The 21,903-nt window shown below is 39.7% G+C and carries 21 protein-coding genes; 13 read left to right on the top strand and 8 right to left on the bottom strand.

What is annotated here, in order from left to right; translation table 11 throughout:
• Positions 1–637 precede the first annotated feature (637 nt).
• Positions 638–1,354: a basic amino acid ABC transporter substrate-binding protein gene (locus tag HMPREF1019_RS04690; protein WP_009294562.1), complete on the top strand. Its 717-nt coding sequence runs from the start codon at positions 638–640 to the stop codon at positions 1,352–1,354.
• A 100-nt stretch (positions 1,355–1,454) separates the two neighbouring features.
• The gene (locus tag HMPREF1019_RS04685) at positions 1,455–4,193 is read left to right on the top strand and encodes a M16 family metallopeptidase (protein WP_009294561.1); all 2,739 of its coding nucleotides are present in this window, start codon (positions 1,455–1,457) and stop codon (positions 4,191–4,193) included.
• 274 nt (positions 4,194–4,467) lie between these two features.
• Here HMPREF1019_RS04685 and HMPREF1019_RS04680 read toward each other — a convergent pair whose 3' ends face one another.
• From HMPREF1019_RS04680 to HMPREF1019_RS04670, 3 genes are read right to left on the bottom strand one after another with little or no spacing between them, the layout of a single operon-like run.
• Entirely contained in the window at positions 4,468–5,358 is an 891-nt protein-coding gene (locus HMPREF1019_RS04680; RefSeq protein ID WP_002941066.1) for a hypothetical protein, read from the bottom strand.
• 50 nt (positions 5,359–5,408) lie between these two features.
• Positions 5,409–5,630: a hypothetical protein gene (locus HMPREF1019_RS04675; RefSeq protein WP_002941152.1), complete on the bottom strand. Its 222-nt coding sequence runs from the start codon at positions 5,628–5,630 to the stop codon at positions 5,409–5,411.
• A gap of 32 nt (positions 5,631–5,662) precedes the next feature.
• The gene (locus tag HMPREF1019_RS04670; protein WP_009294559.1) at positions 5,663–5,956 is read right to left on the bottom strand and encodes a putative quinol monooxygenase; all 294 of its coding nucleotides are present in this window, start codon (positions 5,954–5,956) and stop codon (positions 5,663–5,665) included.
• 161 nt (positions 5,957–6,117) lie between these two features.
• Between HMPREF1019_RS04670 and HMPREF1019_RS04665 the strand changes: the two genes are divergently transcribed.
• Both HMPREF1019_RS04665 and HMPREF1019_RS04660 read left to right on the top strand, forming a co-directional pair.
• The gene (locus HMPREF1019_RS04665; RefSeq protein ID WP_009294558.1) at positions 6,118–8,571 is read left to right on the top strand and encodes a molybdopterin-dependent oxidoreductase; all 2,454 of its coding nucleotides are present in this window, start codon (positions 6,118–6,120) and stop codon (positions 8,569–8,571) included.
• A gap of 88 nt (positions 8,572–8,659) precedes the next feature.
• Positions 8,660–8,857 carry a threonine aldolase gene (locus HMPREF1019_RS04660; RefSeq protein WP_009294557.1) on the top strand — a complete coding sequence of 66 codons (198 nt, stop codon included), beginning with the start codon at positions 8,660–8,662 and terminating at the stop codon, positions 8,855–8,857.
• Between the two features lie 129 nt (positions 8,858–8,986).
• On the opposite strand, the gene htpX is transcribed toward HMPREF1019_RS04660, so the two are convergent.
• Genes htpX through ribA form a run of 5 tightly spaced genes read right to left on the bottom strand, consistent with a single transcriptional unit; the run spans position 8,987 to position 11,544 of the window.
• On the bottom strand, positions 8,987–9,853 hold the full coding sequence (htpX, locus tag HMPREF1019_RS04655; protein WP_009294556.1) for a zinc metalloprotease HtpX: 867 nt from the start codon (positions 9,851–9,853) through the stop codon (positions 8,987–8,989).
• A gap of 8 nt (positions 9,854–9,861) precedes the next feature.
• The gene (locus tag HMPREF1019_RS04650; protein WP_009294555.1) at positions 9,862–10,227 is read right to left on the bottom strand and encodes a hypothetical protein; all 366 of its coding nucleotides are present in this window, start codon (positions 10,225–10,227) and stop codon (positions 9,862–9,864) included.
• Entirely contained in the window at positions 10,224–10,418 is a 195-nt protein-coding gene (locus HMPREF1019_RS04645; protein ID WP_009294554.1) for a hypothetical protein, read from the bottom strand. Before HMPREF1019_RS04645 ends, HMPREF1019_RS04650 begins: the two co-directional genes overlap by 4 nt.
• Entirely contained in the window at positions 10,415–10,981 is a 567-nt protein-coding gene (gene rsmG / locus HMPREF1019_RS04640; protein ID WP_009294553.1) for a 16S rRNA (guanine(527)-N(7))-methyltransferase RsmG, read from the bottom strand. Before rsmG ends, HMPREF1019_RS04645 begins: the two co-directional genes overlap by 4 nt.
• The gene (gene ribA, locus HMPREF1019_RS04635; protein WP_009294552.1) at positions 10,981–11,544 is read right to left on the bottom strand and encodes a GTP cyclohydrolase II; all 564 of its coding nucleotides are present in this window, start codon (positions 11,542–11,544) and stop codon (positions 10,981–10,983) included. Before ribA ends, rsmG begins: the two co-directional genes overlap by 1 nt.
• A 68-nt stretch (positions 11,545–11,612) precedes the next feature.
• Between ribA and hemB the strand changes: the two genes are divergently transcribed.
• The 9 genes from hemB to HMPREF1019_RS04595 all read left to right on the top strand — a co-directional run bounded on the left by hemB (position 11,613) and on the right by HMPREF1019_RS04595 (position 21,901).
• A complete protein-coding gene (gene hemB / locus HMPREF1019_RS04630) occupies positions 11,613–12,584 on the top strand; it encodes a porphobilinogen synthase (RefSeq protein ID WP_009294551.1) in 972 nt (323 codons plus the stop codon).
• A 1-nt stretch (position 12,585) separates the two neighbouring features.
• Complete coding sequence (argF, locus tag HMPREF1019_RS04625) at positions 12,586–13,503, top strand: ornithine carbamoyltransferase (RefSeq protein ID WP_009294548.1); 918 nt, start codon at positions 12,586–12,588, stop codon at positions 13,501–13,503.
• On the top strand, positions 13,500–13,985 hold the full coding sequence (locus HMPREF1019_RS04620; protein ID WP_009294547.1) for a DUF2603 domain-containing protein: 486 nt from the start codon (positions 13,500–13,502) through the stop codon (positions 13,983–13,985). Before argF ends, HMPREF1019_RS04620 begins: the two co-directional genes overlap by 4 nt.
• Positions 13,978–15,339, top strand: coding sequence for an oxygen-independent coproporphyrinogen III oxidase (hemN, locus tag HMPREF1019_RS04615; protein ID WP_009294545.1), 1,362 nt, complete (start codon positions 13,978–13,980; stop codon positions 15,337–15,339). The genes HMPREF1019_RS04620 and hemN overlap by 8 nt, the downstream gene beginning before the upstream one ends.
• 122 nt (positions 15,340–15,461) lie before the next feature.
• A complete protein-coding gene (locus tag HMPREF1019_RS10320) occupies positions 15,462–15,611 on the top strand; it encodes a hypothetical protein (protein ID WP_009294543.1) in 150 nt (49 codons plus the stop codon).
• 47 nt (positions 15,612–15,658) lie between these two features.
• Complete coding sequence (locus tag HMPREF1019_RS04610) at positions 15,659–17,131, top strand: TolC family protein (protein WP_009294541.1); 1,473 nt, start codon at positions 15,659–15,661, stop codon at positions 17,129–17,131.
• 22 nt (positions 17,132–17,153) lie between these two features.
• Positions 17,154–17,813, top strand: coding sequence for a transglutaminase-like cysteine peptidase (locus tag HMPREF1019_RS04605; protein WP_002941104.1), 660 nt, complete (start codon positions 17,154–17,156; stop codon positions 17,811–17,813).
• Positions 17,810–19,759, top strand: coding sequence for a bifunctional diguanylate cyclase/phosphodiesterase (locus HMPREF1019_RS04600; RefSeq protein WP_009294537.1), 1,950 nt, complete (start codon positions 17,810–17,812; stop codon positions 19,757–19,759). Before HMPREF1019_RS04605 ends, HMPREF1019_RS04600 begins: the two co-directional genes overlap by 4 nt.
• Positions 19,760–19,762: 3 nt before the next feature.
• Entirely contained in the window at positions 19,763–21,901 is a 2,139-nt protein-coding gene (locus HMPREF1019_RS04595; RefSeq protein ID WP_009294535.1) for a type I secretion system permease/ATPase, read from the top strand.
• Positions 21,902–21,903 lie beyond the last annotated feature (2 nt).

Here is a 21,903-nt window from a genome sequence, read left to right as displayed (position 1 = left end):
GAGTGAATCAATCAAAGAGCAAAGTGAAGGCATAAATATGATAAATCAATCAGTTGCTACAAATAGATAATCTAACAAAAGAAAATGTTGTAATTGCTAACCAAGCAAATGAAGTAACATCAGAAGTAGATGAGATGGCTAAAGCTATAGTTGAAGAGGTTAGGAAGAAGAGGTTTTAACTTCTTTCTTTAGAGTTTTAAACAAACTCAAATTTGTTTAAATAAGACTACAAAACAAATTATAAATTTTATTGTTAAGGGGGGAAGAGGCTTGAATTACGGTCTGCTTGCAGTTGCGAGCTTGCGAAGAAAAGAAGCTCCCTTCCCCCTTAACAATCCCCCAACCCCTACGACGTTCAAGGTGCATGCAATGGTGCTGAAGCACTGCATGCGGTTTATTCTAAAAAGCTTACCTTTAATTTTAAAATTTCATGTGCGAGTAATTTCGGCTCTGATTTTAGTGGCAAGCTTTGCGAGACCTAAAATCAGTAGTCAATTCTTAGGAGTGAGTGAAAGTTTAAAATTTGCAAAGACAAGCTTTATTAAAATTGTAAATTTCTGTCATTGCGTTAAATTTAAACAAATTTTAATAGATAAATGCCGATAATTAGGGCTTTAAATCACTTTAAAGGATAGACATGAAAAAGATCTTTGCTCTTTTACTGACAGCTTTTGTTGCTCTTTGTGCAAACGAGCTAAAATTTGGTACAGCGGCAAACTACCCGCCATTTGAATACATCGATGAAAACAACAAAATAACAGGCTTTGACATCGATCTGATAGATGAAATTTCAAAGCGTGCTGGCTTTTCATACAAGATCATAAATATGAGCTTTGATGGCCTCATCCCAGCGCTTAAAGCTGGCAAGATAAATGGCATCATAAGTGCGATGAGCGCGACTCCAGACAGACTAAAGTCGATCGACTTTACAAAGCCATACTACCTAACTGAAAACATCTACCTAAAGAAGAAAGGCAACGACGCTTTAAAAGCTAAAGAGGAGCTAGTTGGCAAAAAAGTAGGCGTGCAACAAGGCACCATCCAAGAGCTAGCTGCAAATGCGATAAATGGCGCAAAAGTAGTACCTTCAGAGGATACTGTGCCACTCATCATGGGACTAAAGGTTGGCAAATTTGACGCGGTTATCCTTGATAGCTCGATCGGCTATGGCTTTATCAAGAAAAACCCTGAAGTAGAGGCATTTTTCAAAGAGGTTGATGGTAGCGAGGGCTTTTCAATCGCTTTTGACAAAAATAAGCAGAGCGAGCTTATCGCTAAGATAAATCAAATTTTAGATGAGATGAAAAAAGACGGCAGCTACGACGCACTGCTTAAAAAATACGAACTAAAATAACACCTCCCAACTAGCCTGCAAATTTAGCAGGCTAGCTTTATCTTGCATTTTAAAATTTATACTAAAATCCGCTTTTACATAGAAATTTAAAGGACGGATTATGAGAAAAATTCTGCTACTTTTATGCCTAGCGCTTAGCCTCTTTGCCTTGCAAAATGACAAAGATATGCTAAGTGGCGAGCTAAAAAACGGGCTTAAATACTATATAAAAGAGAATAAACTCCCGCAAAATACAGCCATATTTTACCTAGTCGTAAGCTCAGGCTCGACCGATGAGAGAGATGGTGAGCAAGGTCTTGCGCACTTTTTGGAGCACATGGCGTTTAACGGTAGCCGTGACTTTAGCAAAAATGAGCTCATTAAACAGCTTGAGAGCCTTGGGGTCAAATTTGGCGCTGATCTAAACGCGCAAACAAGCTACGATCAGACGAGCTACACGCTAAGCATAAATGTAAATGAGAAAAATTTAAATGATGTTTTTAAGGTCTTTTCAAACTGGATCGATGGCGTAAAGATCGACACAGGCGAGCTTGATAAGGAGCGTGGCGTCATAATGGAGGAGGAGCGCCAGCGAAACACGCCAGCATATAGGCTCTATCTTGCCCAGAGCAAGGACATCTTTGCTGGCAGCATCTATCAAAAAAGAGTGCCTATAGGCGATATGAACGTGATAAAAAGCGTGGATGCTAAGCACATGCAAGAGTTTTACGAGAGGCTATATCAGCCAAGATTTATGAGCTTTGTAGCAGTTGGCGACTTTGATAAAAACGAGATAAAAGCTCTGATAGAGAAAAACTTTAGCGCAGCAAAAAACAGCAACTCATACGTTCATCCAGATAAAAGCATCGCTTTTAAAGATGGGCTAAATGTCTTTAACTACGACGCAAACGAGACGGCAGCTCAGTTTGTAAGACTTAGCTTTTTTGATAAATTTAAGCCAGTCTTGGATGAGGCTGATGTGAAGAGAAATTTAAAAGATGCGCTAATAGCTAGCCTTATAAATATGCTTTATGAGCAAAAAAATGCAAATAATTCATCAAATTTAAGTGTTGATTTTATGGCGCAAACGCTTCAAGCAAAGCAAAAAATTTATAGCTTTGAGGCAAATGTGATCGGAGATGATTTTAACGCTAGCCTTAAAGATATGTTGGGTGTTTTAAAAGGCATTGAGAAATTTGGCTTTAATAAAGACGATTTTGCCGATGTGAAAAAGGCGTTTGTGGCAAACGTAGAGGCTAAATTTAAACGCTCAAAAACTAAAAAATCAAGCGTTTATGCAAGTGAAATTTTAAATATGATAGAAAATGGCGGCTTTGTGCTAAGCGATGAAGATAGCAAAAACCTTAGCCTAAAGCTCTTAAACGAGATCACGCTAGAGGATGTTAATGCTAGATTTAAGCAAATTTTAGCCATACCTGATGAGCGCGTGAGGGTCTTTAGTAAAGATGGCTTTAAACTTAGCAAAGATGCCTTTTTGAAGCTAAAAGATGAGGCAAAACCTTACGATACAAATTTAGTTAGCCAGAGCCTAAATAAGAGCCTTGGCAATGAAAATTTAGAGCCAAAAGATATAGTCTCTAGCGAATTTGATCAAAAGCATGGCATCTACACTTATAAGCTGCCAAATGGCTCGCAAGTCATCTTTAAGCCACTAGCCACCAAAAAAGATAGCATCTTGTTTGCAGCCATTAGCAAGGGTGGCACTTCAGATCTTGCCGATCCTAAGCTTGGTGGCTTTGCAGTTGCGCTTACAAATGAAAGTGGCGTTGGCAAATTTAACAACTACGAGCTTTCAAAGGTGCTAAACGACAAGATAGTAAGCTACGAAAAGAGCATAGAGGCGCTTATACAGGGCATTTACGGCTCTTCAAGCAGTGGTGATCTTGGCTCGCTACTAGCTGTTATAAATTTAGAGTTTAGCTCCCCAAGAGCCGATGCAAACGTGCTTGAGAGGATAAAGCAAAGAGCAAAAGATGAGCTAGCTAAAGAGCAAAATTTACCTGAATATAAATTTAGCACCGAATTTAGCAAGTTTTTTTACGAAAACAACAAGCGTGTAGCGCCCATTGAGATGGCGCAGATCGATGCGCTAAAGCTAAATGAGCTAAAAGCTATCATCAAAGATAAATTTACAAACGCAGCCTCATATACCTTCGTAATCATCGGCGACACCGACGAAGAGAGGCTTTTGCCACTTGTTAAAAAGTATATCGCTACCTTGCCTAAGCTTGGCGAGGCTGAAAATTTTAAAGATGACGGAGTGCGAAGTATCAGGGGGCAGCACACCTTTAAAAGAGAGTATCAAAGCACAAAAAGAAGTGATGTGAGCGTGGATATCGTAAATTTAGATACAAAATACAGCTTCAAAGAGGTGGTCAAGCTAAGAGCGCTAAGCTCGGTCTTAAAAACGGCGCTTCGAGAAAAGATCAGAGAGGACAAAGGCCAAACTTACGGCTTTAGCCTAAACGCGAAGCTCGCTCGCTATCCGTATGAGCACTCAAAGGCGGTGATCGGCTTTACTTGCGACCCTGCAAATACGGACAAGATTATCGCCGAGATAAAGGAGATAATGGCTAGCATCAAGCGTAGTGGCGCGCTTATGCCAAAGCATTTGGAGGATTTTAAGGCGCAGAGTGAAATTTCTATAAAAAAAGATTACGAAAAGCCTGAGTTTTGGCAAAATCTCATCATCTCAAATAAAATTTTTAACACGCCACTTTACACGGCTGATGAGTATATAGATGCGGTCAAAGCGCTCACAAATGACGATATCAAAGAGGCCGCAAAGCTATATCTTGATGAGAAAAATATGGTGATAAGTATAAATAATCCGAAGTAGAAATTTTTTGGGGCTGGGCTGGCTGGCTCTTTAAATTTAAGCCCGAGTAGATTTTTTTGGGAGTTAAACTGGCTCTTTAAAATTTAAGATTAAGCAGAAATTTGAGTAGCTAAGTCAGCCTCCAGAAATTTAGATCTAAATAAAAATTTAGTTAGCTAAGCTAGTTCTTTAAATTTAAATATAAATAGAAATTTGAGAAGTCAAGCTAGCTTTTTAAATTTAAGCCTAAATAAATTTAGCGTGCCAAGCCAGCCCCAAAATTTAAACCCTAAAGCTAAGCCAGTATATCCTTTGGCTTTAGCTTGTTTAGCTTTTGCACTAGATCATCAAAGCTTGCGCCATTTTCGACCTCGCGCCTGATAAATTCTTCAAAAAATTCGCGTTTTATATCCTTATCCGTGTAGGTCACGCTCTTTTTGGTAACTTGCATAGGCTTAAATTTCTCTTCTTCTATCTCTTCACCGCCATCTTCTCTAACTGGCGTAAGAGCGATATTTTGCAGCACATCAGCGATATTTTCGCCCTTTTCATAGCTTGTTTTTAAAAATTTCAAAAACTCATCTTTGCTATTTTTATCAGCGTAGCTTACACGATGCGCCATCGCTTGACCTAGGATTTCTATGCGCTTTTTAGCCGATGTTTGCTCGTAGTGCAAGGCACCGTCTTTAAAAGAAATTTTCACATTTGCATGCTCGCCAAGTATCCTTTCGGCGGTAAATTCCAGCCATTTGTCTTTAAATTTATCGACGCTTAGATCAGAATCTAGCAAATTTCTAGCCTCACGGTTTAGATGAAGTGCGCCAATGTCGTGATTGATTAGAGCGCCAAGAGTAGCGGATATGTGATAGGTTTTGTTAAACTCATCTACGCTAAAGCCGTTTTTCTCGCTAGTTAGAATGGAGTTTGCTCGCCAAAGCTTCGTGCTATCAACGAAATTTTTAAGGCTAGCAACTTCGTCTTTACCCATAGAACTATCTATGCCATTTATCTTGCCCCAGATAGAAATTTTATCATTTGACGAGTAGCCAGAGAGCGATAGATGCTTGATGTCTAGAGCGTTAGGAGAAATTTTTACCTTGCCTAAATTTGCGATAGTCGTTGGCTGCTTACTAAAAGCGTCTTGATAGTTAAAGCTTTGATTAAATCCATTTAGTGCGTTTATCATGTCAAATCCTTTAACACAATATCGGCAAATAAATTTAAATTTTAAATGGATTATTTTTTATTGCGGTATTTTTCAAAAATGGCGATCATCTGGTGCGAGTCTTGCGCGACTTTGAGCTTGTTTGGGTTTTTGCTAAGCAGCTCTTCTCTTAAAGCGTCGATGAACTCCTTGTCCTTTTTGCAGGCTTCAAGGCTCACACGCCCTCTAAGTATAGCCATAAACATAATATCGGCAGTCGCGTTTATCATCTCAAGCATCTTTTCTTCGCTCATTTTTCTAAATTTTGCCCCTTTTTAAGCAAATATTATTCCTTTACGCTTACAAAATTTATTATTTTCACTTCTTGGCTCTCTTTGCAAGCCTCCAGAGCAGCTGCGTTTTTCACCATGTGAGCGCTCTTCATGTGCTCTTTTTGGCTCTCTAAATTTTCCCAGCTCTCCATAAAGCAGTACTCACGCTGCGTGCCTGCAACCACGCCACACTCGTAGCTTATGCAGCCTTTGTCTTTTCTTGAAGCTGGCACGATCTCTTTTAAAATTTCTTCAAATTTCGCCTCACATCCAGCTTTTAACTTTACATTTACATAAAATCCTACCATTTCTTATCCTTTAATATTTTTTTGGCTAAAATAACGCAATTTAGACGCAAGTTTGCGTATTACATTACAAGGCCTTTTAACTATAGAATAATACAAAACCCTAAATTTATAACTCATAAAACCAACCAAAAACAATAAATTTAACCAAAATCGGAGAAAAAATGAAAAGACGAGACTTTTTAAAGCTTGGTGCCTTAAGTGCAGCAAGCCTTCAAGCAAAAGAGCTTGACGGAGCAGCTCAGGCGCTCTTTGACAGGCAAAGCGGGCTAAGTGCGAACAAATTTGGCCCATTTTATGTAAAAACTATCGCAGGTCGCGTTGTAGAGACTGAGCTGTTTGAGGGCGATGCGTGCCCAAATGAGCTAAACAACGCACTTCTTGATCATATCCAAAATGAAAGCCGTGTAAAATATCCATTTGTTAGAAAGAGCTTTTTGGCTGACCCAAACAACCCAAAGCCAGAGCTTCGTGGCAAAGAGGAGTTTGTGCGCGTTAGCTGGGACGAAGCGATAAAACTAAGTGCGAAAATTTTAAAAGAAAATTTTGATAAATACGGCGCTGAAGCGATCTACGGACAGGTTTATCAGTGGGGTAGCCTTGGTAAAGTTGGTCACAGCCAAAAGACCGCAAAGAGGCTACTTAACGTGCTTGGCGGATACGTAAATGAGCTTGGTGGCTACTCATACGGCGCAGCGACCGTCATCTTGCCTCACATCACAGGCTCGATCGATCCAACACTAGCGCCAACAAAGTGGGAGGCTATCTTAAAAAATGCTAAAACGATCGTATTTTGGGGCACAAACCCAGTCGTTTCAAACAAGATCGCCATTGGCGTGCCGCTTCACAACTCATATAAATACTACGATGAGATCAGAAAAAAAGGCGAGAGCGGCGAGATGAAAATTTATAGCGTTGATGTTTATCACAACGAAAGCGCAAGATATTTTGGCGCAAAGTACCTTGAAGTCGTGCCTTGCACCGATACGGCGATGATGATAGGTATGTGCAACTACCTTTTTGAAAAGGGGCTTTATAGCAAAGAATTTATAGAAAAATACACCGTTGGCTTTGATAAATTTAAAGAGTATATGCTTGGCACAAAAGATGGGGTCAATAAAAACCTAGCTTGGGCAAGTAAAATTTGTGGCGTCAGTGAGCAAGAGCTGGCGAAATTTAGCGAGGATCTAGCCAAAAACGACTCAGTCATAGTTAGTGGCTACGCCATCCAAAGGCAAGATCACGGCGAGATGGCGTATTGGGCGCTTGTGACGCTAAATGCGATGCTTGGACATATCGGCAAAGAGGGTTGTGGCTTTGTCACAAATGACGGCATGCACAAAAACGCCGATGAAAGCTTCATAGCGCCTAAACTAGCGGCTTTTGAGACGAAGGTGCCACAAAAATTCATTGATAGCGGTCTTGTGCCAAAGACTAAGGGTTATGAGCTTCCAAACTCAAGGCTCATAGACGCGCTTTTAAGCCCTGGCAAAGAGATAACTAGAAATGGCAAGAGCTACAAGCTACCAAAGATCAGAGTGATGTTTAACGCCAACGGCTCGACATTTACAAGACATCCAGAGACCAACAGAGCGATAAAAGCTATGCAAAAAGTTAGTGCGATCATCACTTGCGAGCCATTTTGGACGAGCACGGCTAAATTTAGCGACATCGTCCTGCCAGCTGCGCTTGAGTGCGAGCGAACGGACATAGAGCTGGCAAACTCAACAAACGAATATCTATTTGCCATTAAGCCGCTTGTCGCGCCATTTGGCGAGAGCAAGAGTGACTTCGAGATCGCAAGACTGATCGCAAAAGAGTGGGGCAGAGAAGAGGCATTTAGCGAGGGCAAAAGCGAGCTAGAATGGGTCAAAGAAATTTACGAAGATGCCGTTAAAAAGGCTGCTGGGCTTGGGTATGAGAGCATGCCAAGCTTTGATGAGTTTTGGGAGAAGGGATATTTTAGATTTGACAAGGTCGATGAGAAAAAACGCTACTTTACAAACTACAAGAAATTCCGTGACGATCCAGTGGCAAATCCGCTAAAAACGCCATCTGGCAAGATAGAAATTTACTCTGAAACGGTCGCTGGCTTTGGCTACGACGACTGCCCACCGCATGCGACGTGGCTTGAGCCCTTTGAGTGGCTGGGCGCAAAAAATAAAAAATACCCTATCGCCATCAGCGGCGCGCACTCTAAATTTAGACTTCACTCGCAGCTAAATAACTCTGTGCTTCGCCATTTTAACGAGATCGCAGAGCGCGAACCAGTGCTTATAAACCCAAAAACAGCCGAGGCTAGAGGGATAAAAATGGGCGACGTGGTGAAAATTTACAACGACAGGGGCGAAATTTTGTGCGGTGCATTTGTGACCGAGGATGTGCCACAAAACGTCGTCATCGTGAGCGAGGGCGCTTGGTACGACCCAGATGTGCCAGGCGAGAAGAGCCTTTGCTTGCACGGAAATTTAAACGTGCTCACAAAAGACGTGCCATCAAGCAAGATGAGCCAGAGCAACACCGCCCACACGAGCCTTGTCGAGGTCGAGAAATTTAAAGGCACGCCAAAACGTGTCAGGGCGTTTGACGCACCAAAGGTCGGCGCAAGAAAGGCCTAAAAGTAACACTTTGAAAATTTAAAGTGCTAAAAGCTATCCTTTTTTAAATAATTAGAGTTAAAATCTAAGAAAAAAGAAAGGATAGCTCATGAAAATCGCTGAAATAGACACTCCAGCACTGCTCATAGACAGGGAGATAGTGCTAAAAAACTTAGACAAAATGCAAAAATATGCTGATAAATTTAACGTAAGCTTAAGACCACATACCAAAACGCACAAGATGCCATACCTTGCAAAACTGCAAGTAGAGCGCGGCGCAAAGGGCGTCACAGTGGCAAATTTTTAAAATCTAAATTACTTATTTGTAGGTGTACAGTTAGTATAACTTTTTATAATAAATTTGTGCTTTGGGTTTATGAAATTAATGATTTGTAAAAATATAGACTTTTTATCAAAGTTACTACTATGCTATGAATTACACTTCTTTTGTGATTTCTCGTTCCAGCCTTTGAAGTTCAACTATCCTGTCACTAGTGCTAGGATGCGTTCTAAAAAGCACACCAAGCTTGCTAGTTAGCGAGCCAAATGGATTTACGATAAACATATGTGCGCTTTGCTCACTTGCGTTTTGCATGACGTAAGAATTTGAGTAGTTTTCAAGCTTTCTTAGTGCGCTGGCTAGCCACTCTGGGTGCCCTGTTAGATAGGCTGCGCCTTTGTCGGCCTTATACTCGCGCTCCCTTGAGATCGCCATTTGGATGACCGTGGCAGCTAGAGGCATCACAACGGCGATGATTAGCATAATTACTGGGTTGGCGTTTCGCTGCGAGTTTTGATTTTGCCCTGCCACGGTGCCTATCTTGGCGAAATTTGCGACCATTGCGATAGCCCCAGCTAGTATAGCAGCGACTGAGCCAGTTAGGATGTCGTAGTGTCTTACGTGACTTAGCTCGTGAGCTAGCACGCCTTCGATCTCGTTTTCATTTAAAATTTTTAAAAGCCCCTCGGTTACTGCGACGGCTGCGTGACTTGGGTTGCGGCCTGTGGCAAAGGCATTTGGCACCTCTTCTGGGATGATGTAAATTTTTGGCATCGGCAAATTCGCCTTTTGTGTGAGGCGAGAGACGATCTCGTAAAGGCCGTGAGCGTTGCTCTCATCAACTGGAATGGCGTTATATCTTTTTAGCACGAGCTTGTCGCTGAAAAAGTATGAAAATAGGTTCATGCCAGCTGCCATCAAAAAGGCGATCATCATGCCTTGTTCGCCGCCCACGTAGCCGCCAACAGCGATAAAAACTAGCATCAAAGCAACCATTAAAAAAGCGGTTTTGAAAATTTCCATTTTTGTCCTTATTCTTTTATAGCATTTGGCAGGATCGCTGCGTCGATCTCAAATTTCGCAAGCTCGCAAAGGCTTGCTTCACTTTGGATCAAAACGGCGATAAGTGCGTCAAATAGGTAGTTTTGCGCAACTTTTGCCAGATCTTTTGCTAGCGTAATATCGGCAATAATAAATTTTGCTCCAGCGGCATTTGCGATGATAGCTTCGTTGATGTCATTTGCGATGATGCTAAAGCTTGCTCCAGCTTCTAACGCCCTTTTTATCAAATTTCTATCAAATTTAAAGAGATTTTGCCTGCCGCTTGAAATTTCATCTTCGCTTTTGCAAAGAAATAGCGGTTCAAATTTGATCAGCTCATCACCCAAAATTTTCATCTCTCACCCTTTATGCACTCTTTACAGATGTATTTTCCGTCCCTTAGCACCATTTGGTCGATGTCGCTAAAGACACCGCATTTGCTGCACTCCTCGAAGTTGCTGGTGCTTATCTTGTCGCTTTTTTTTCTATTTTTAAAAAATATGATGTAAATCGCAACCAAAATCGCTACAAAAAGCAAGTATTTCAACGTATCTCCCCTTGATTTTTGAGATTAAAATATATGTAGTTTCTGTTTTTTTCATTATAAATTTGCGCGTCTATGCCTGAAATTTCATCCATGACGCTTGAGCCCTTGTAGATGAGAAATTTAGTGCTCTCATCATAAAATCCCTTACAAATTTTTATAAGCTCTTTTGTCTTGCTAAGCGCCCTTGAGGTGATGAGGTCAGCCGTAAATTTATCTGCAAGCTCGATCTTTTGGCTATGAACTTCTAAATTTTGCAAGCCAAGCTCGATCTTAGCGTAGCTTAGAAATGACGACTTTTTGGCTATCGGCTCAAAAAGGTGCCACTTAGTGCGCGGCATCGCAAGGGCTAAAAATATCGCCGGAAAGCCAGCTCCACTGCCCACATCGATCGCCGTTTTGGCACTTAGGTCAAAAATCTCAAGCGGCTTTATGCTATCAAGCACCTGTTTGCTTATATCTTTATAATTGCTTAAGCTATGAACCTTATTAAATTTAGCAAAAATTTGAGCGTAAGCCTTTACTTTTTCGTCAAAAACTGCTGGCAAGCAAAGCTCATTTTTCATCACAAGATGTGCCCCATTTGCTCTTTTTTGACCTTTAAGTAGCCTTCGTTAAATTTATTTGGTTTGATGACGATAGGCACGCGTTTTACGATCTTTACTGAGCTTAGTCCGTGAAGTTTTAAAGGGTTATTTGTGAGTAAATTTACCTCTTTTATGCCGTAGTGATTTAGGATAAAATCAACCACCTCATAAGTCCTCTCATCAGCCTTAAAGCCTAGCTGGTGATTGGCTTCTATCGTGTCAAAGCCCTTGTCTTGGAGGTTGTAGGCATTTATCTTGTTTAAAAGCCCGATATTTCTGCCCTCTTGACGCAGGTAGATGACCATGCCACCATTTTCTTCTATATATTTTAGGCTCGCTTCAAGCTGGTCGCGGCAGTCGCACTTTAGGCTTCCGATCGCATCGCCAGTTAGGCATTCGGAGTGAATTCTAAGATTTACTACTTCACTTAGAGGCTCTTTGTAGATCGCAAGGTGCTCTTTTGCCCCTTCTTTAAAGGCTTGAACCTTATAAGTGCCAAATCTTGAGGGTAGATTTGCGGCGTTTGAAATTTCTATTTTCATTTTAAATTTACTCCAACTGTGCTAAACTAGCTAAAAATCACGCATTTTAACAAAGAAAAGGCAAAAATATGTTTAAACGTTTTAGAAGATTAAGAATAAATCCAGCTTTGAGAGACATGGTGCGAGAGACTAGCCTTAGCGTAAATGACTTCATCTATCCGCTCTTTGTGGTCGAGGGCAGGGGCGTTAAAAACGAGATTGCTTCGATGCCAGGCGTCTATCAAATGAGTATCGATGAAATTTTAAAAGAGTGCGAAGAGATAGTAAATTTAGGCATAAAATCGATCATTTTATTTGGCATACCAAGCCTAAAAGATAGCGTTGGCAGCGACGCACTAAGCAACGATGGCATCATCGCAACTGCGCTTCGTGCCATAAAAGATAAATTTCCAAATTTAGTAGTCGTCACTGATCTTTGCTTTTGCGAATACACAGACCACGGCCACTGCGGGATAATCGACCACGTGCATAACACCATCGACAACGATGCAACGCTTGAAATTTCAGCCAAACAAGCTTTGATACACGCTCAAAATGGCGCCGACATGATCGCACCAAGCGGCATGATGGACGGTATCATCGCAACACTAAGAGAGACACTTGATAGCAACGGTTTTGAGAATTTACCAGTGATGGCGTACTCAACCAAATTTGCCTCAGCTTACTACGGACCATTTCGCGATGTGGCGCAAAGCGCTCCAAGCTTTGGCGATAGAAAGAGCTACCAAATGGACAGCGCAAACCGCTTGGAGGCGATCAATGAGAGCTTGCAAGACGAGGTGCAAGGCGCTGATATCTTGATGGTAAAGCCAGCGCTTGCTTATCTTGACATCGTTAGAGAGCTAAGAAATTTAACACTTCTGCCACTTTGCGTCTATAATGTAAGCGGCGAGTACGCACTGCTAAAAGCTGGCGCAAAAGCTGGCATCATCGACTATGAGCGCGTCATGATGGAGACATTAATCGGCTTTAAAAGAGCAGGGGCAAATTTGATCATCACCTATCACGCAAAAGAAGCGGCTAAAATTTTAAGGGGCTAAGATGAGGCACTTTTTGACGCTAAATGACTTTAGCAAAGATGAAATCGAGCAGATGATAAATTTAGCCCGCAGGATCAAAAAAGAGGCGAAGGCTAGGGAATTTAAGCCATATCTTAAAGACCAAAAGCTTGCTATGATATTTGAAAAAAGTTCAACTAGAACTAGAGTGAGCTTTGATGTAGGCATGCATGAGCTTGGCGGATATGCGCTATTTTTAAGTAAAAATGATATACAAATAGGTCGCGGCGAGCCTATACGTGACACCGCTAGAGTGATAAGCAGGATGTGCGACATGGCTATGCTAAGGGTCTATAAACACGAAACGCTAGAAGAATTTGCTCAATTTTCAAGTGTGCCAGTGATAAACGGCCTAAGCGATAAATTTCACCCAGTGCAGCTCATGGCGGATTATCTCACTATGCTAGAATTTAGCGCAGGTGAGAAGGTCGCGTACGTAGGAGATGGCAACAACATGACTCACTCGTGGCTCATGCTAGCAAGCAAACTAGGGCTTGAGCTAAGAGTCGCCACGCCAAAAGGCTACGAGGTTGATGCTGAAATTTTAAAAATGGCTAATGAAAACGCAAAAATTTCAGGTGCGAAAATTTTTATCACAAATGATATAAAAGAAGCGGTAAATGGTGCCGATGTAGTGACTACGGACACTTGGGTATCGATGGGTCAAGAGGCCGAGAAAGAAAAGAGGCTAAAAGACTTTGCTGGATACTGTGTGGATGAAAATTTGATGAGCCTAGCTAAAAAAGATGCGATATTTTTGCACTGCTTGCCAGCTTACAGAGGCTACGAGGTGAGCGAGGCGATCTTTGAGAGGCACGCGGATGAAATTTTTAGCGAGGCGGAAAATAGACTTCACGCCCAAAAAGGCGTGATGGTCTGGTTAGATGAGAGAAGAAGATGAGTGAAGAGAAAAATATATATGATGAGATAGATGAGATCGGTAATAACCTTGGGCTAAGTGAGCCTGAAAAAACGGTCTTTGAGATAGTTTCAACAAAAAATCCAAACGAGCACATTTTAAATTTAAAAAGTGGCTCTTGGGACTCGAAAGAGCCGTGGTTTGGCATTGATGAAAATCGAAATTTACACACGGTCATTTCTGTACAATCGCTCTCAGCTTTGATAGAGGCCTTAAAAGAGTCGCAAAAAGAGAATTTTGACCTAAGGCTTGAAAAGACGATCTGGCAAAATATACCGGTTGATTTTAGCGATGTTTGGGTGGTTGCGATGGATGAGATCAAAAAGATCGCTCACGATAAAAAGAGCAGGCAGTTTAACATCGACCTTGATAAGCTGGTAAAAAATATCAAAAAAGAGCATCCAAATTTATTTGTAGATATAAAAGAGATGATCCAAATGGCAAGGAGCAGGGCAGATGATTGATTTTAGTGCGTATGTGAAGTATTCAAGGCCAGGGCCAAGATATACGAGCTATCCGACGGCACCGGAGTTTAGTGATAAATTTAGCTATGAGGCTTACATAAAAGAGCTTGAAAACCGCGATAAAAAAAGGCCGCTTTCGCTTTATTTGCACTTGCCATTTTGCAGGAGTGCTTGCTATTTTTGTGGCTGTAACGTCATCTACACGAGCAAAGAGGACCGCAAAGAGAGATATATAAGATATATAGAAAAAGAGCTTGAAATTTTAGCTCGCCACCTAGACACAAGCACTGAGGTCTTGCAGATGCACTTTGGTGGTGGCACTCCGACATTTTACAATGCCGCTCAGCTTGATGAGATCATCAAACTTATCAAGGCTAAATTTAAAAATTTCTCAAAAGAGGCTGAGATAAGCTGCGAGATTGACCCGAGATTTTTGACAAACGAGCAGCTTGATGTGCTCATATCTCACGGCTTTAACCGCATAAGCTACGGTGTGCAAGACTTTGATGAGAAGGTGCAAAAAGAAATTCATAGAATTCAGCCCTATGAGATCACTCAAAATGCCGTAAAAATGGCTAGGCAAAAGGGTATAAAATCAATTAACATGGACTTGATCTACGGCCTACCGTACCAAAGTCTGGAGAGCTTTAAAAAGACGCTCGAGCTTGCTCTTACACTTGATCCTGATAGGCTTGCAGTGTTTAACTACGCTCACGTGCCATGGATAAAAAAGTCAATGCGTAAATTTGATGAGACAACCCTGCCAAATCCAGAAGTGAAGCTTGAAATTTTAAAATTTACAGCTGAGTTTTTAACTAAAAATGGCTACAAAATGATAGGAATGGATCACTTTGCAAAGCCAAATGATGAGCTTTTTGGCGCTTTGGCAAATGGTACTTTACATAGAAATTTTCAAGGATACACGACAAAGGGTGGCGCTGATCTTATCGGTATAGGCATCACAAGTATCGGTGAGTGCAAAAGACACTACGCGCAAAATCATAAAGATATGGATGAGTATGAAAAAGCGATCGATAGTGGAAAGTTGCCATATGCAAAGGGAATTTATCTAAGCGATGAAGACTTGCTTAGAAAAAGTGTAATCATGAGTTTGATGAGTAATTTTGGGCTTAATATCAAGGCAGTCGAGGATGAATTTCATATAAATTTCTTTGAACATTTCAAAAATGAGCTTGAAGAGCTAAAGAATTTAAGTGAATTTGTCGATGTTACGACAGATAAAATCAGCGTAAATGAGACAGGAACGCTGATAATACGAAATATTGCAATGTGTTTTGATGAGTATCTTAAGAAAATTCCTGAAAATTTAAGGCGATTTTCTAAGACAATATAATTTTTTATTGCAATATGCTTAAGCCGCATTTAATATTTCTTAGTATATATTAGCATTAGAGAATGTTTAGGCATTAAGCTTGATTACAAAATTTTAATTTAAAGTAAAAAGGAAATTTATTTATGAAAAAAGTATTAGCAATTAGTGCGTTAGCTACAACAATATTATTTGCTCAGGATAATTCATATAGAATTTTTTTGACTTCCTTTACTAAAGAAGACAGTCAATCAAAAATTAATAGTACTATTGAAAATATAAAAAATAAAAAATAGATAAAAAATTAACTATAGGTATTTATGAAGTTGGTGGAAGAAGATTTTTGTATATTGATACAGTTCCAGTCTCTGAAGATAGGGCCAATGAGTTACTAGTGACATTAAAAAATCAGCCAGATTACAAAGATGCTGTAATGGTAGCGAAAACTTCAGCAACAAATGTTCAATTAGATCAAAAATCAAAGATAGAACAAACTATATCGGCTGAGTCTAAACCAGTAGCACAATCTGATAATAATGTTTTAACTCTAGAACAAGTTGTAAAAACTATTTTAAATGAAAATCCAAGCTTAAAAGCTACAGAATTTAACTACTTACAAGTTGGTAAAGATCTAAAAATATCTAAAAATGCTTATTATCCAACACTTGATGCAGCTGCTAGAGTGGGATATGAGAGAAAACGTCTTGATGACGGAATTTCAACGAGAAGAGGTGATGGTAGAGTATCTGGTGCATCTTTAACCTTAGTTGAGAACCTTTATAATGGTGGTGCCGATAAAAATAGAATCAACTCTCAAAGTGCAAGGCTTGATTCAGCTGCTTACACAGTGGCTCAAGCTGCAGATAGACTATCGCTTAGTGCTGCGAACGCCTACTTGCAAGTTCTTCAAACAAAGAGGATTCTTGACATCGAAGAAGAAAATGTAAAAAGTCATGAGGAAATTTATAACCAAATTAAAGATAGAGCCACATCAGGCTATGGTATTGCTTCTGAGGAGAGACAAGCTGGATCACGTTATACTCTGGCTCAATCAAACTATATAGCTGCTAAAAATAACTATGAAGATGCACTTTCTACATTTGAAAAACTATATGGGAAAAAGGTTGATGCTAAAAATTTAGTAATGCCTGAGTTTAATCTACCATTACCAAATACTAAAGAGGCTGTTTATGACAAAGCTCTTCTTTGTAATCCAACGCTTCTAGTTCAAAGATCAAATATCGCTATGGCTGAGTCAGTTGTAAAAGAGAAAAATGCACCTTTCTTACCAAAACTAGATCTTGTTGTATCAGGTGCTTATGATCACTCAAATGTTTTATATGATGATTATGAAGAGCAAACATTTGATGCTCTTTTAAGACTAAACTATAACCTTTACAACAAAGGTAACGATAAACTAGACAAAGAGAAAAGCCAACTTGCTGCCCAACAAGAGCAACAAACCATGGATAACCTTGTAAGAGAGCTTAAAGAGTCTTTAGAATTCTCATGGCAAAACTATGTTCTTAACCAAGAGAAAATGGGGTATTTAAACCAACATGTTGAGTATTCTAAGGCTACACTCGACGCATATCAAGATGAGTTTAGAATCGGTCGCCGCGACCTTATCAATCTACTTGATGCAGAAAACGAGTACAACACAGCTTTAAAAGAGATTGCTACAACTGAGACTGCACTATCTTATGCAAAATATAGATTGTTAGATAACATGGGTATGGTTTCAGATAGTTTTGAGCCAGGCTTTGCTAAGAGATATATTCAAGGCGCTTGCAGTATTCAAAACGACTTAAGATAAAAATTTAAAAAGTGATATGACCATGAGGGTCAAAGCAAAATTCTGGACGCTTACTTTAAGCGTCCTTTTTTCGTTATTAGCATTAAATGCTGTCGGTGATTTTATAAAACAAACAACGATAGCAAAGGTGGCTAAAATTTATGGAGAAGATGCAAGAAGAAGGGCATCGGCATTAAATTCTTTAATGACTTCATTGCAAGATGCAACCGAACAAGAGAAATTAATAAAGGTAAATGATTTTTTTAACTCTTTTAGGTGGGTTGATGATATGCAAATTTGGCACAAAAAAGATTACTGGGCTACCAGAATGGAATTTGTAGGAAAAGGCGCTGGTGACTGCGAAGACTACGTTATCGCAAAGTATTTCACCCTAAAGCAACTTGGAATTCCAACTCAAAAATTATACTTCACATACGTTAAAGCCTTAAGATACAACCAAGCACATATGGTTTTGGCATATTATGATACACCAAAGTCTATTCCATTAATTTTAGACAACATAAATGGTAAAATAAAAATCGCAACTCAAAGAACAGACCTTGTGCCAGTTTATAGTTTCAACGGTGATTCGCTATACTTGGCAAAACAAGAAGGTCTTGGTCAGGCAATACCAGGTGGAAATAAAAAACAAAATCCTAAGTGGATGGAACTAATAGATAGGATAGGAAAAGAGGATTTATGACGCTATTTAAACAGATTATGGTCGCTGTGATAGCTTTTGGCATCGTGATTTTTATGGCTGTTGGCTACTTAAATTTTAAGAGCCTAAATGGATACATCAACGACCAGCTCGGTGAAAACGCAAGACACACAGCAAACTCACTTGGACTTGCTTTAAAGCCGATTGTTGATCCTGAGGATATGTCTTTGGCACAAACGATGATAAATTCTATGTTTGATAGTGGCAGATACAAGCTCATTAAACTTGAAGATGTCGATGGTAAGGTACTTATAGAAAATTCTCAACAAACTATCGTTAAAGATATCCCTGAGTGGTTTTATAAGATTGCTAAATTTGAAGCTCCTGTTGCGACTAGCGAGATCATGACTGGCTGGGCAAAATTTGGCACACTCTATGTTCAAGGTAGCACAGCACTTGCTTACAATGAGCTTTACTCAAACTCAAAAAATATTTTTAACTTTCTAGCTTTAATGATCATTATCGCTCTTATTGTGGCATTTTTCGCCTTAAAGGCGATATTTAGACCACTTGTTAAGGTTAAAGATCAAGCTGAAGCGATACTTGATAATAAATTTATCATTCAAAAGAGAATTCCATTCACAACTGACCTTAAAAAGATGGTGCTTGCCATGAACTCGATGGTTAGCAAGGTTCAAGACATCTTTGAAAGAGAGGCTGCTACGCTTAGCAAGTATCAAGAGCTTTTATACAAAGACTCCATGAGTGGCACTTATAATAGAAGGTTTTTCCAAACTAAATTTAGCGAGTATCTAGCGAGTGAAGAGTATTCAAGCGGTGTTGCATCGCTTATTAGCTTTAAAGATCTAGCTGGATTAAAAGGCGTTCTTGGTTTTGAGAAATGGCAAAGTGTCATCATAAAAATAGCTCAAATTTTACAAGAAAAATCGGCTGAAAATGACCAAAATGCGATCGTCGCAAGGTTAAACGACAACGACTTTATATTGCTTTCTTACGGTAAAAACTCATCAAATTTCTCAGCTCTAAACGATAAGATCATGGCTGAGTTTAAAAAACTCTATACAAATTTCTCTATAAATGATAGCGAATGTCCAGTCAATGCTGCTATTGTTGAGTATTCACCAAGCACTGACATGAGGACGCTACTTACTTCAGCTGACGTTACATTGGCTAGTGCAAGATTAGCTGGTTGCTTTACTTGCAAAGAATTTAATGCAAATCAAAACACCCTAGTCATAGGTAAAGAGAAATATAAAGAGCTTATCTTTGACTCTATAAAAGAGGATAAATTTAAATTTGCAGCTCAAAAAGTAGTTGGTTTTGACTCAAACTTTGAGCAGTACGAACTTTATCTAAGACTCGTTGATAGCGAGGGCAAATGGCGTATGGCATCATACTTTATGCCAATGGTAAATGAGCTAAATTTAGGTGCGATGCTCGATCTTCATATCCTAAATAGAATCGCTAGAATTTTGCCTGAAAATATCTTGCCTCAAGGAAGCTTGGCGATAAATTTGGGTAAAGAGATATTAAGTTCGGATGAAAATTTCTCAAAACTTGAAGCTACACTTAAGAAAATCACTCAAATTTCAAAATCTAAAAACTATATAGAAATTCCAAACAAAGACGATATTAGTATCGAAAGTATAGTTAGACTTACTAAAAAATTAAAAGAACTCGGCTTTGGTTTTGGATTTGACCACTTTGAACTCAGCGCAAAAGGCATTGAGAAGCTAAAAGAATTTAATCCAGACTACGTAAAGATCCAGTCGAGCGTCTTAATCGACCTTTTAAGTGATAAATCAGGAGCAAACACAAAACAATCACTAGATGTTGTTTTAAGCTCAAAAGATATCATTTTGATAGCGATCGGCGTAGAGAGTGAAGAGCAAAAGAGTAAGTTAATCGAGCTTGGCATTAAAAATATGCAAGGAATTTACATAGATGAAATCAAAAATATTGGATGATAGATGCATAGCGATAAGATAAAAGACGAACTGCTTCAATGTTTGGTGATCTTTACCAAACTACACAACAACCCTTATAGTGCCGATGCTTTGACTATCGGTCTGCCTGTAAAAGATGGCGAAGAGATTGAGCTTTTTTCACTAAAGAGCTCGAAGTCTTTATTTTCTCGTGCAGCTTCACGTGCTGGCTTTGCATCGACGCTTGTCAGAAAAGATCTTGATCAAATTTCGCCTTTAGTTTTGCCTTGCATCTTGATGCTTAGAGGCAAAAAAGCTTGCATCTTGCAATCTTTCAGCGAAGACAAAAAGATGGCAAACATCATCACGCCTGATCTTTCAACTGGCACTAGCACGATAGAAACAAGCAAGCTAAAAGATGAGTATTTAGGCTATGCTTACTACCTAAAACGTGAATTTGTCCCAGAAGATACAAGCTCGACAAAGCTTATCGACGCTGGTAATGACCACTGGTTTTGGGGCACTTTAAAGCGCTCTAAGAAAATTTATTTAGATGTGGTTGTTGCAAGCTTTATCATAAACTTATTTGTCCTTGCAAGCCCGCTCTTTACGATGAACGTCTATGACCGCGTTGTACCAAATAACGCAGTTGAGACACTTTGGGTTCTAGCGCTTGGCGTGAGCGTCGTTTATGGCATCGATCTATTTTTAAAATTTGTTCGTTCATATTTTCTTGAGATCGCAGGTAAGAAGAGCGATATCATTATGAGTTCTATCTTGTTTGAGCGCGTAATGGATATGAAATTTAGCAATAAGCCAAAGTCAGTTGGTTCATTTGCTAGCAACTTAAAAGAATTTGACACAGTTAGAAATTTCTTCTCATCTGCGTCACTTGCTGCCATTGTTGATCTACCTTTTGCGTTAATCTTCTTGATAGTTACCTACTTTATAGGAAGCTACCTTGTGCTTGTGCCTATCGTTATCATGATAGCTATTTTGTGCTACACATTTTTTATAAAAGATCCACTTCAAAACGCGATCAAAAGCACATTTGAGGCTTCAGCTATGAAAAATGGAATTTTGATAGAGAGCCTTAGCAGCTTAGAGACCATTAAAACTCTTGGTGCTAGCGGTCACGTGCAGTGGAACTGGGAAGAGGCGACTGGCGAGATAGCAAACAGAAGCATAAAATCAAAAATAATCACTACTTCAATCACAACTGTGACTTCATTTTTAGTCCAGCTAAACACTATCGCCATCATCGTTCTTGGCGTTTATATGATACAAGATACACACCTTACTATGGGTGGTTTGATCGCTGCTGTTATGCTTAGCTCTCGTGCGATCGCTCCTATGGGTCAAGTAGCCTCTCTAGCTGCAAATTTCGAGCAGACAAAGACAGCTTATCAAAGCCTTAGTAAGATCATGCAGATGCCAGTTGAAAGACCTGAGGGCAAGAAATTTGTTAGAAGAAATTCTTTTGAGGGCAAGATAGAGTTTAAAAACGTTAGCTTTACATATCCAGATACCACAAAAGGCTCACTTGATAGGATAAATTTTGTCATTCAGCCTGGTGAGAAAGTAGGCATCATCGGTAGAAATGGCTCTGGCAAGACAACTTTGCAAAAGATAATCCTAGGCCTTTATGCACCGACTGAAGGCTCAGTGCTAATTGATGGTATAGATATCAACCAGATAGACCCGGCTGACCTTAGAAGAAATATCGGCTACGTTCCACAAGATGTTGTGCTATTTAAAGGAACGGTTAGAGAAAATATCGTTCAAAAAGCTCCATATGTCGATGATATGCAGATCATTAAGGCGGCTAAGGTAAGTGGCGTAGATGAATATGTCAATGCCCATCCACTTGGTTTTGATATGCCAGTATTTGAAAGAGGTGATGGCATTAGCGGCGGCCAGCGTCAAAGTATAGCTGTGGCTAGGGCATTTTTGCTTGATAGCCCTATCATCTTGCTTGACGAGCCTACAAATTCACTAGACAATACAGTTGAGAGCAAGCTAAAAGCAAATTTAAAGGTAAATACCGTAAATAAAACTATGATTTTAGTAACTCACAGAACATCAATGCTCGATCTTGTTGATAGGCTCATAGTGATGGATAACGGCAAAATTTTACTAGATGGTCCAAGAGACGAAGTTTTAGCTAGACTTAGTGGGAAGTGATT

The organism is Campylobacter sp. 10_1_50, from assembly GCF_000238755.1.
Taxonomy (GTDB): domain Bacteria; phylum Campylobacterota; class Campylobacteria; order Campylobacterales; family Campylobacteraceae; genus Campylobacter_A; species Campylobacter_A concisus_R.
Note: the sequence above shows the minus strand (reverse complement) of the source record. Positions and strands in the feature narration are given on the sequence as shown.

What these genes read in the sequence shown, in the direction of transcription:
- HMPREF1019_RS04685 (WP_009294561.1), top strand. Translation starts at nt 1,455, where the DNA reads ATGAGAAAAATTCTGCTACTTTTATGCCTAGCGCTTAGCCTCTTTGCC.
- HMPREF1019_RS04620 (WP_009294547.1), top strand. Translation starts at nt 13,500, where the DNA reads ATGAGTGAAGAGAAAAATATATATGATGAGATAGATGAGATCGGTAAT.
- HMPREF1019_RS04595 (WP_009294535.1), top strand. Translation starts at nt 19,763, where the DNA reads ATGCATAGCGATAAGATAAAAGACGAACTGCTTCAATGTTTGGTGATC.
- ribA (WP_009294552.1), bottom strand. Translation starts at nt 11,544, where the DNA reads ATGAAAATAGAAATTTCAAACGCCGCAAATCTACCCTCAAGATTTGGC.
- HMPREF1019_RS04600 (WP_009294537.1), top strand. Translation starts at nt 17,810, where the DNA reads ATGACGCTATTTAAACAGATTATGGTCGCTGTGATAGCTTTTGGCATC.
- HMPREF1019_RS10320 (WP_009294543.1), top strand. Translation starts at nt 15,462, where the DNA reads ATGAAAAAAGTATTAGCAATTAGTGCGTTAGCTACAACAATATTATTT.
- hemN (WP_009294545.1), top strand. Translation starts at nt 13,978, where the DNA reads ATGATTGATTTTAGTGCGTATGTGAAGTATTCAAGGCCAGGGCCAAGA.
- HMPREF1019_RS04605 (WP_002941104.1), top strand. Translation starts at nt 17,154, where the DNA reads ATGAGGGTCAAAGCAAAATTCTGGACGCTTACTTTAAGCGTCCTTTTT.
- htpX (WP_009294556.1), bottom strand. Translation starts at nt 9,853, where the DNA reads ATGGAAATTTTCAAAACCGCTTTTTTAATGGTTGCTTTGATGCTAGTT.
- hemB (WP_009294551.1), top strand. Translation starts at nt 11,613, where the DNA reads ATGTTTAAACGTTTTAGAAGATTAAGAATAAATCCAGCTTTGAGAGAC.
- rsmG (WP_009294553.1), bottom strand. Translation starts at nt 10,981, where the DNA reads ATGAAAAATGAGCTTTGCTTGCCAGCAGTTTTTGACGAAAAAGTAAAG.
- HMPREF1019_RS04650 (WP_009294555.1), bottom strand. Translation starts at nt 10,227, where the DNA reads ATGAAAATTTTGGGTGATGAGCTGATCAAATTTGAACCGCTATTTCTT.
- HMPREF1019_RS04675 (WP_002941152.1), bottom strand. Translation starts at nt 5,630, where the DNA reads ATGAGCGAAGAAAAGATGCTTGAGATGATAAACGCGACTGCCGATATT.
- HMPREF1019_RS04665 (WP_009294558.1), top strand. Translation starts at nt 6,118, where the DNA reads ATGAAAAGACGAGACTTTTTAAAGCTTGGTGCCTTAAGTGCAGCAAGC.
- argF (WP_009294548.1), top strand. Translation starts at nt 12,586, where the DNA reads ATGAGGCACTTTTTGACGCTAAATGACTTTAGCAAAGATGAAATCGAG.
- HMPREF1019_RS04660 (WP_009294557.1), top strand. Translation starts at nt 8,660, where the DNA reads ATGAAAATCGCTGAAATAGACACTCCAGCACTGCTCATAGACAGGGAG.
- HMPREF1019_RS04690 (WP_009294562.1), top strand. Translation starts at nt 638, where the DNA reads ATGAAAAAGATCTTTGCTCTTTTACTGACAGCTTTTGTTGCTCTTTGT.
- HMPREF1019_RS04680 (WP_002941066.1), bottom strand. Translation starts at nt 5,358, where the DNA reads ATGATAAACGCACTAAATGGATTTAATCAAAGCTTTAACTATCAAGAC.
- HMPREF1019_RS04670 (WP_009294559.1), bottom strand. Translation starts at nt 5,956, where the DNA reads ATGGTAGGATTTTATGTAAATGTAAAGTTAAAAGCTGGATGTGAGGCG.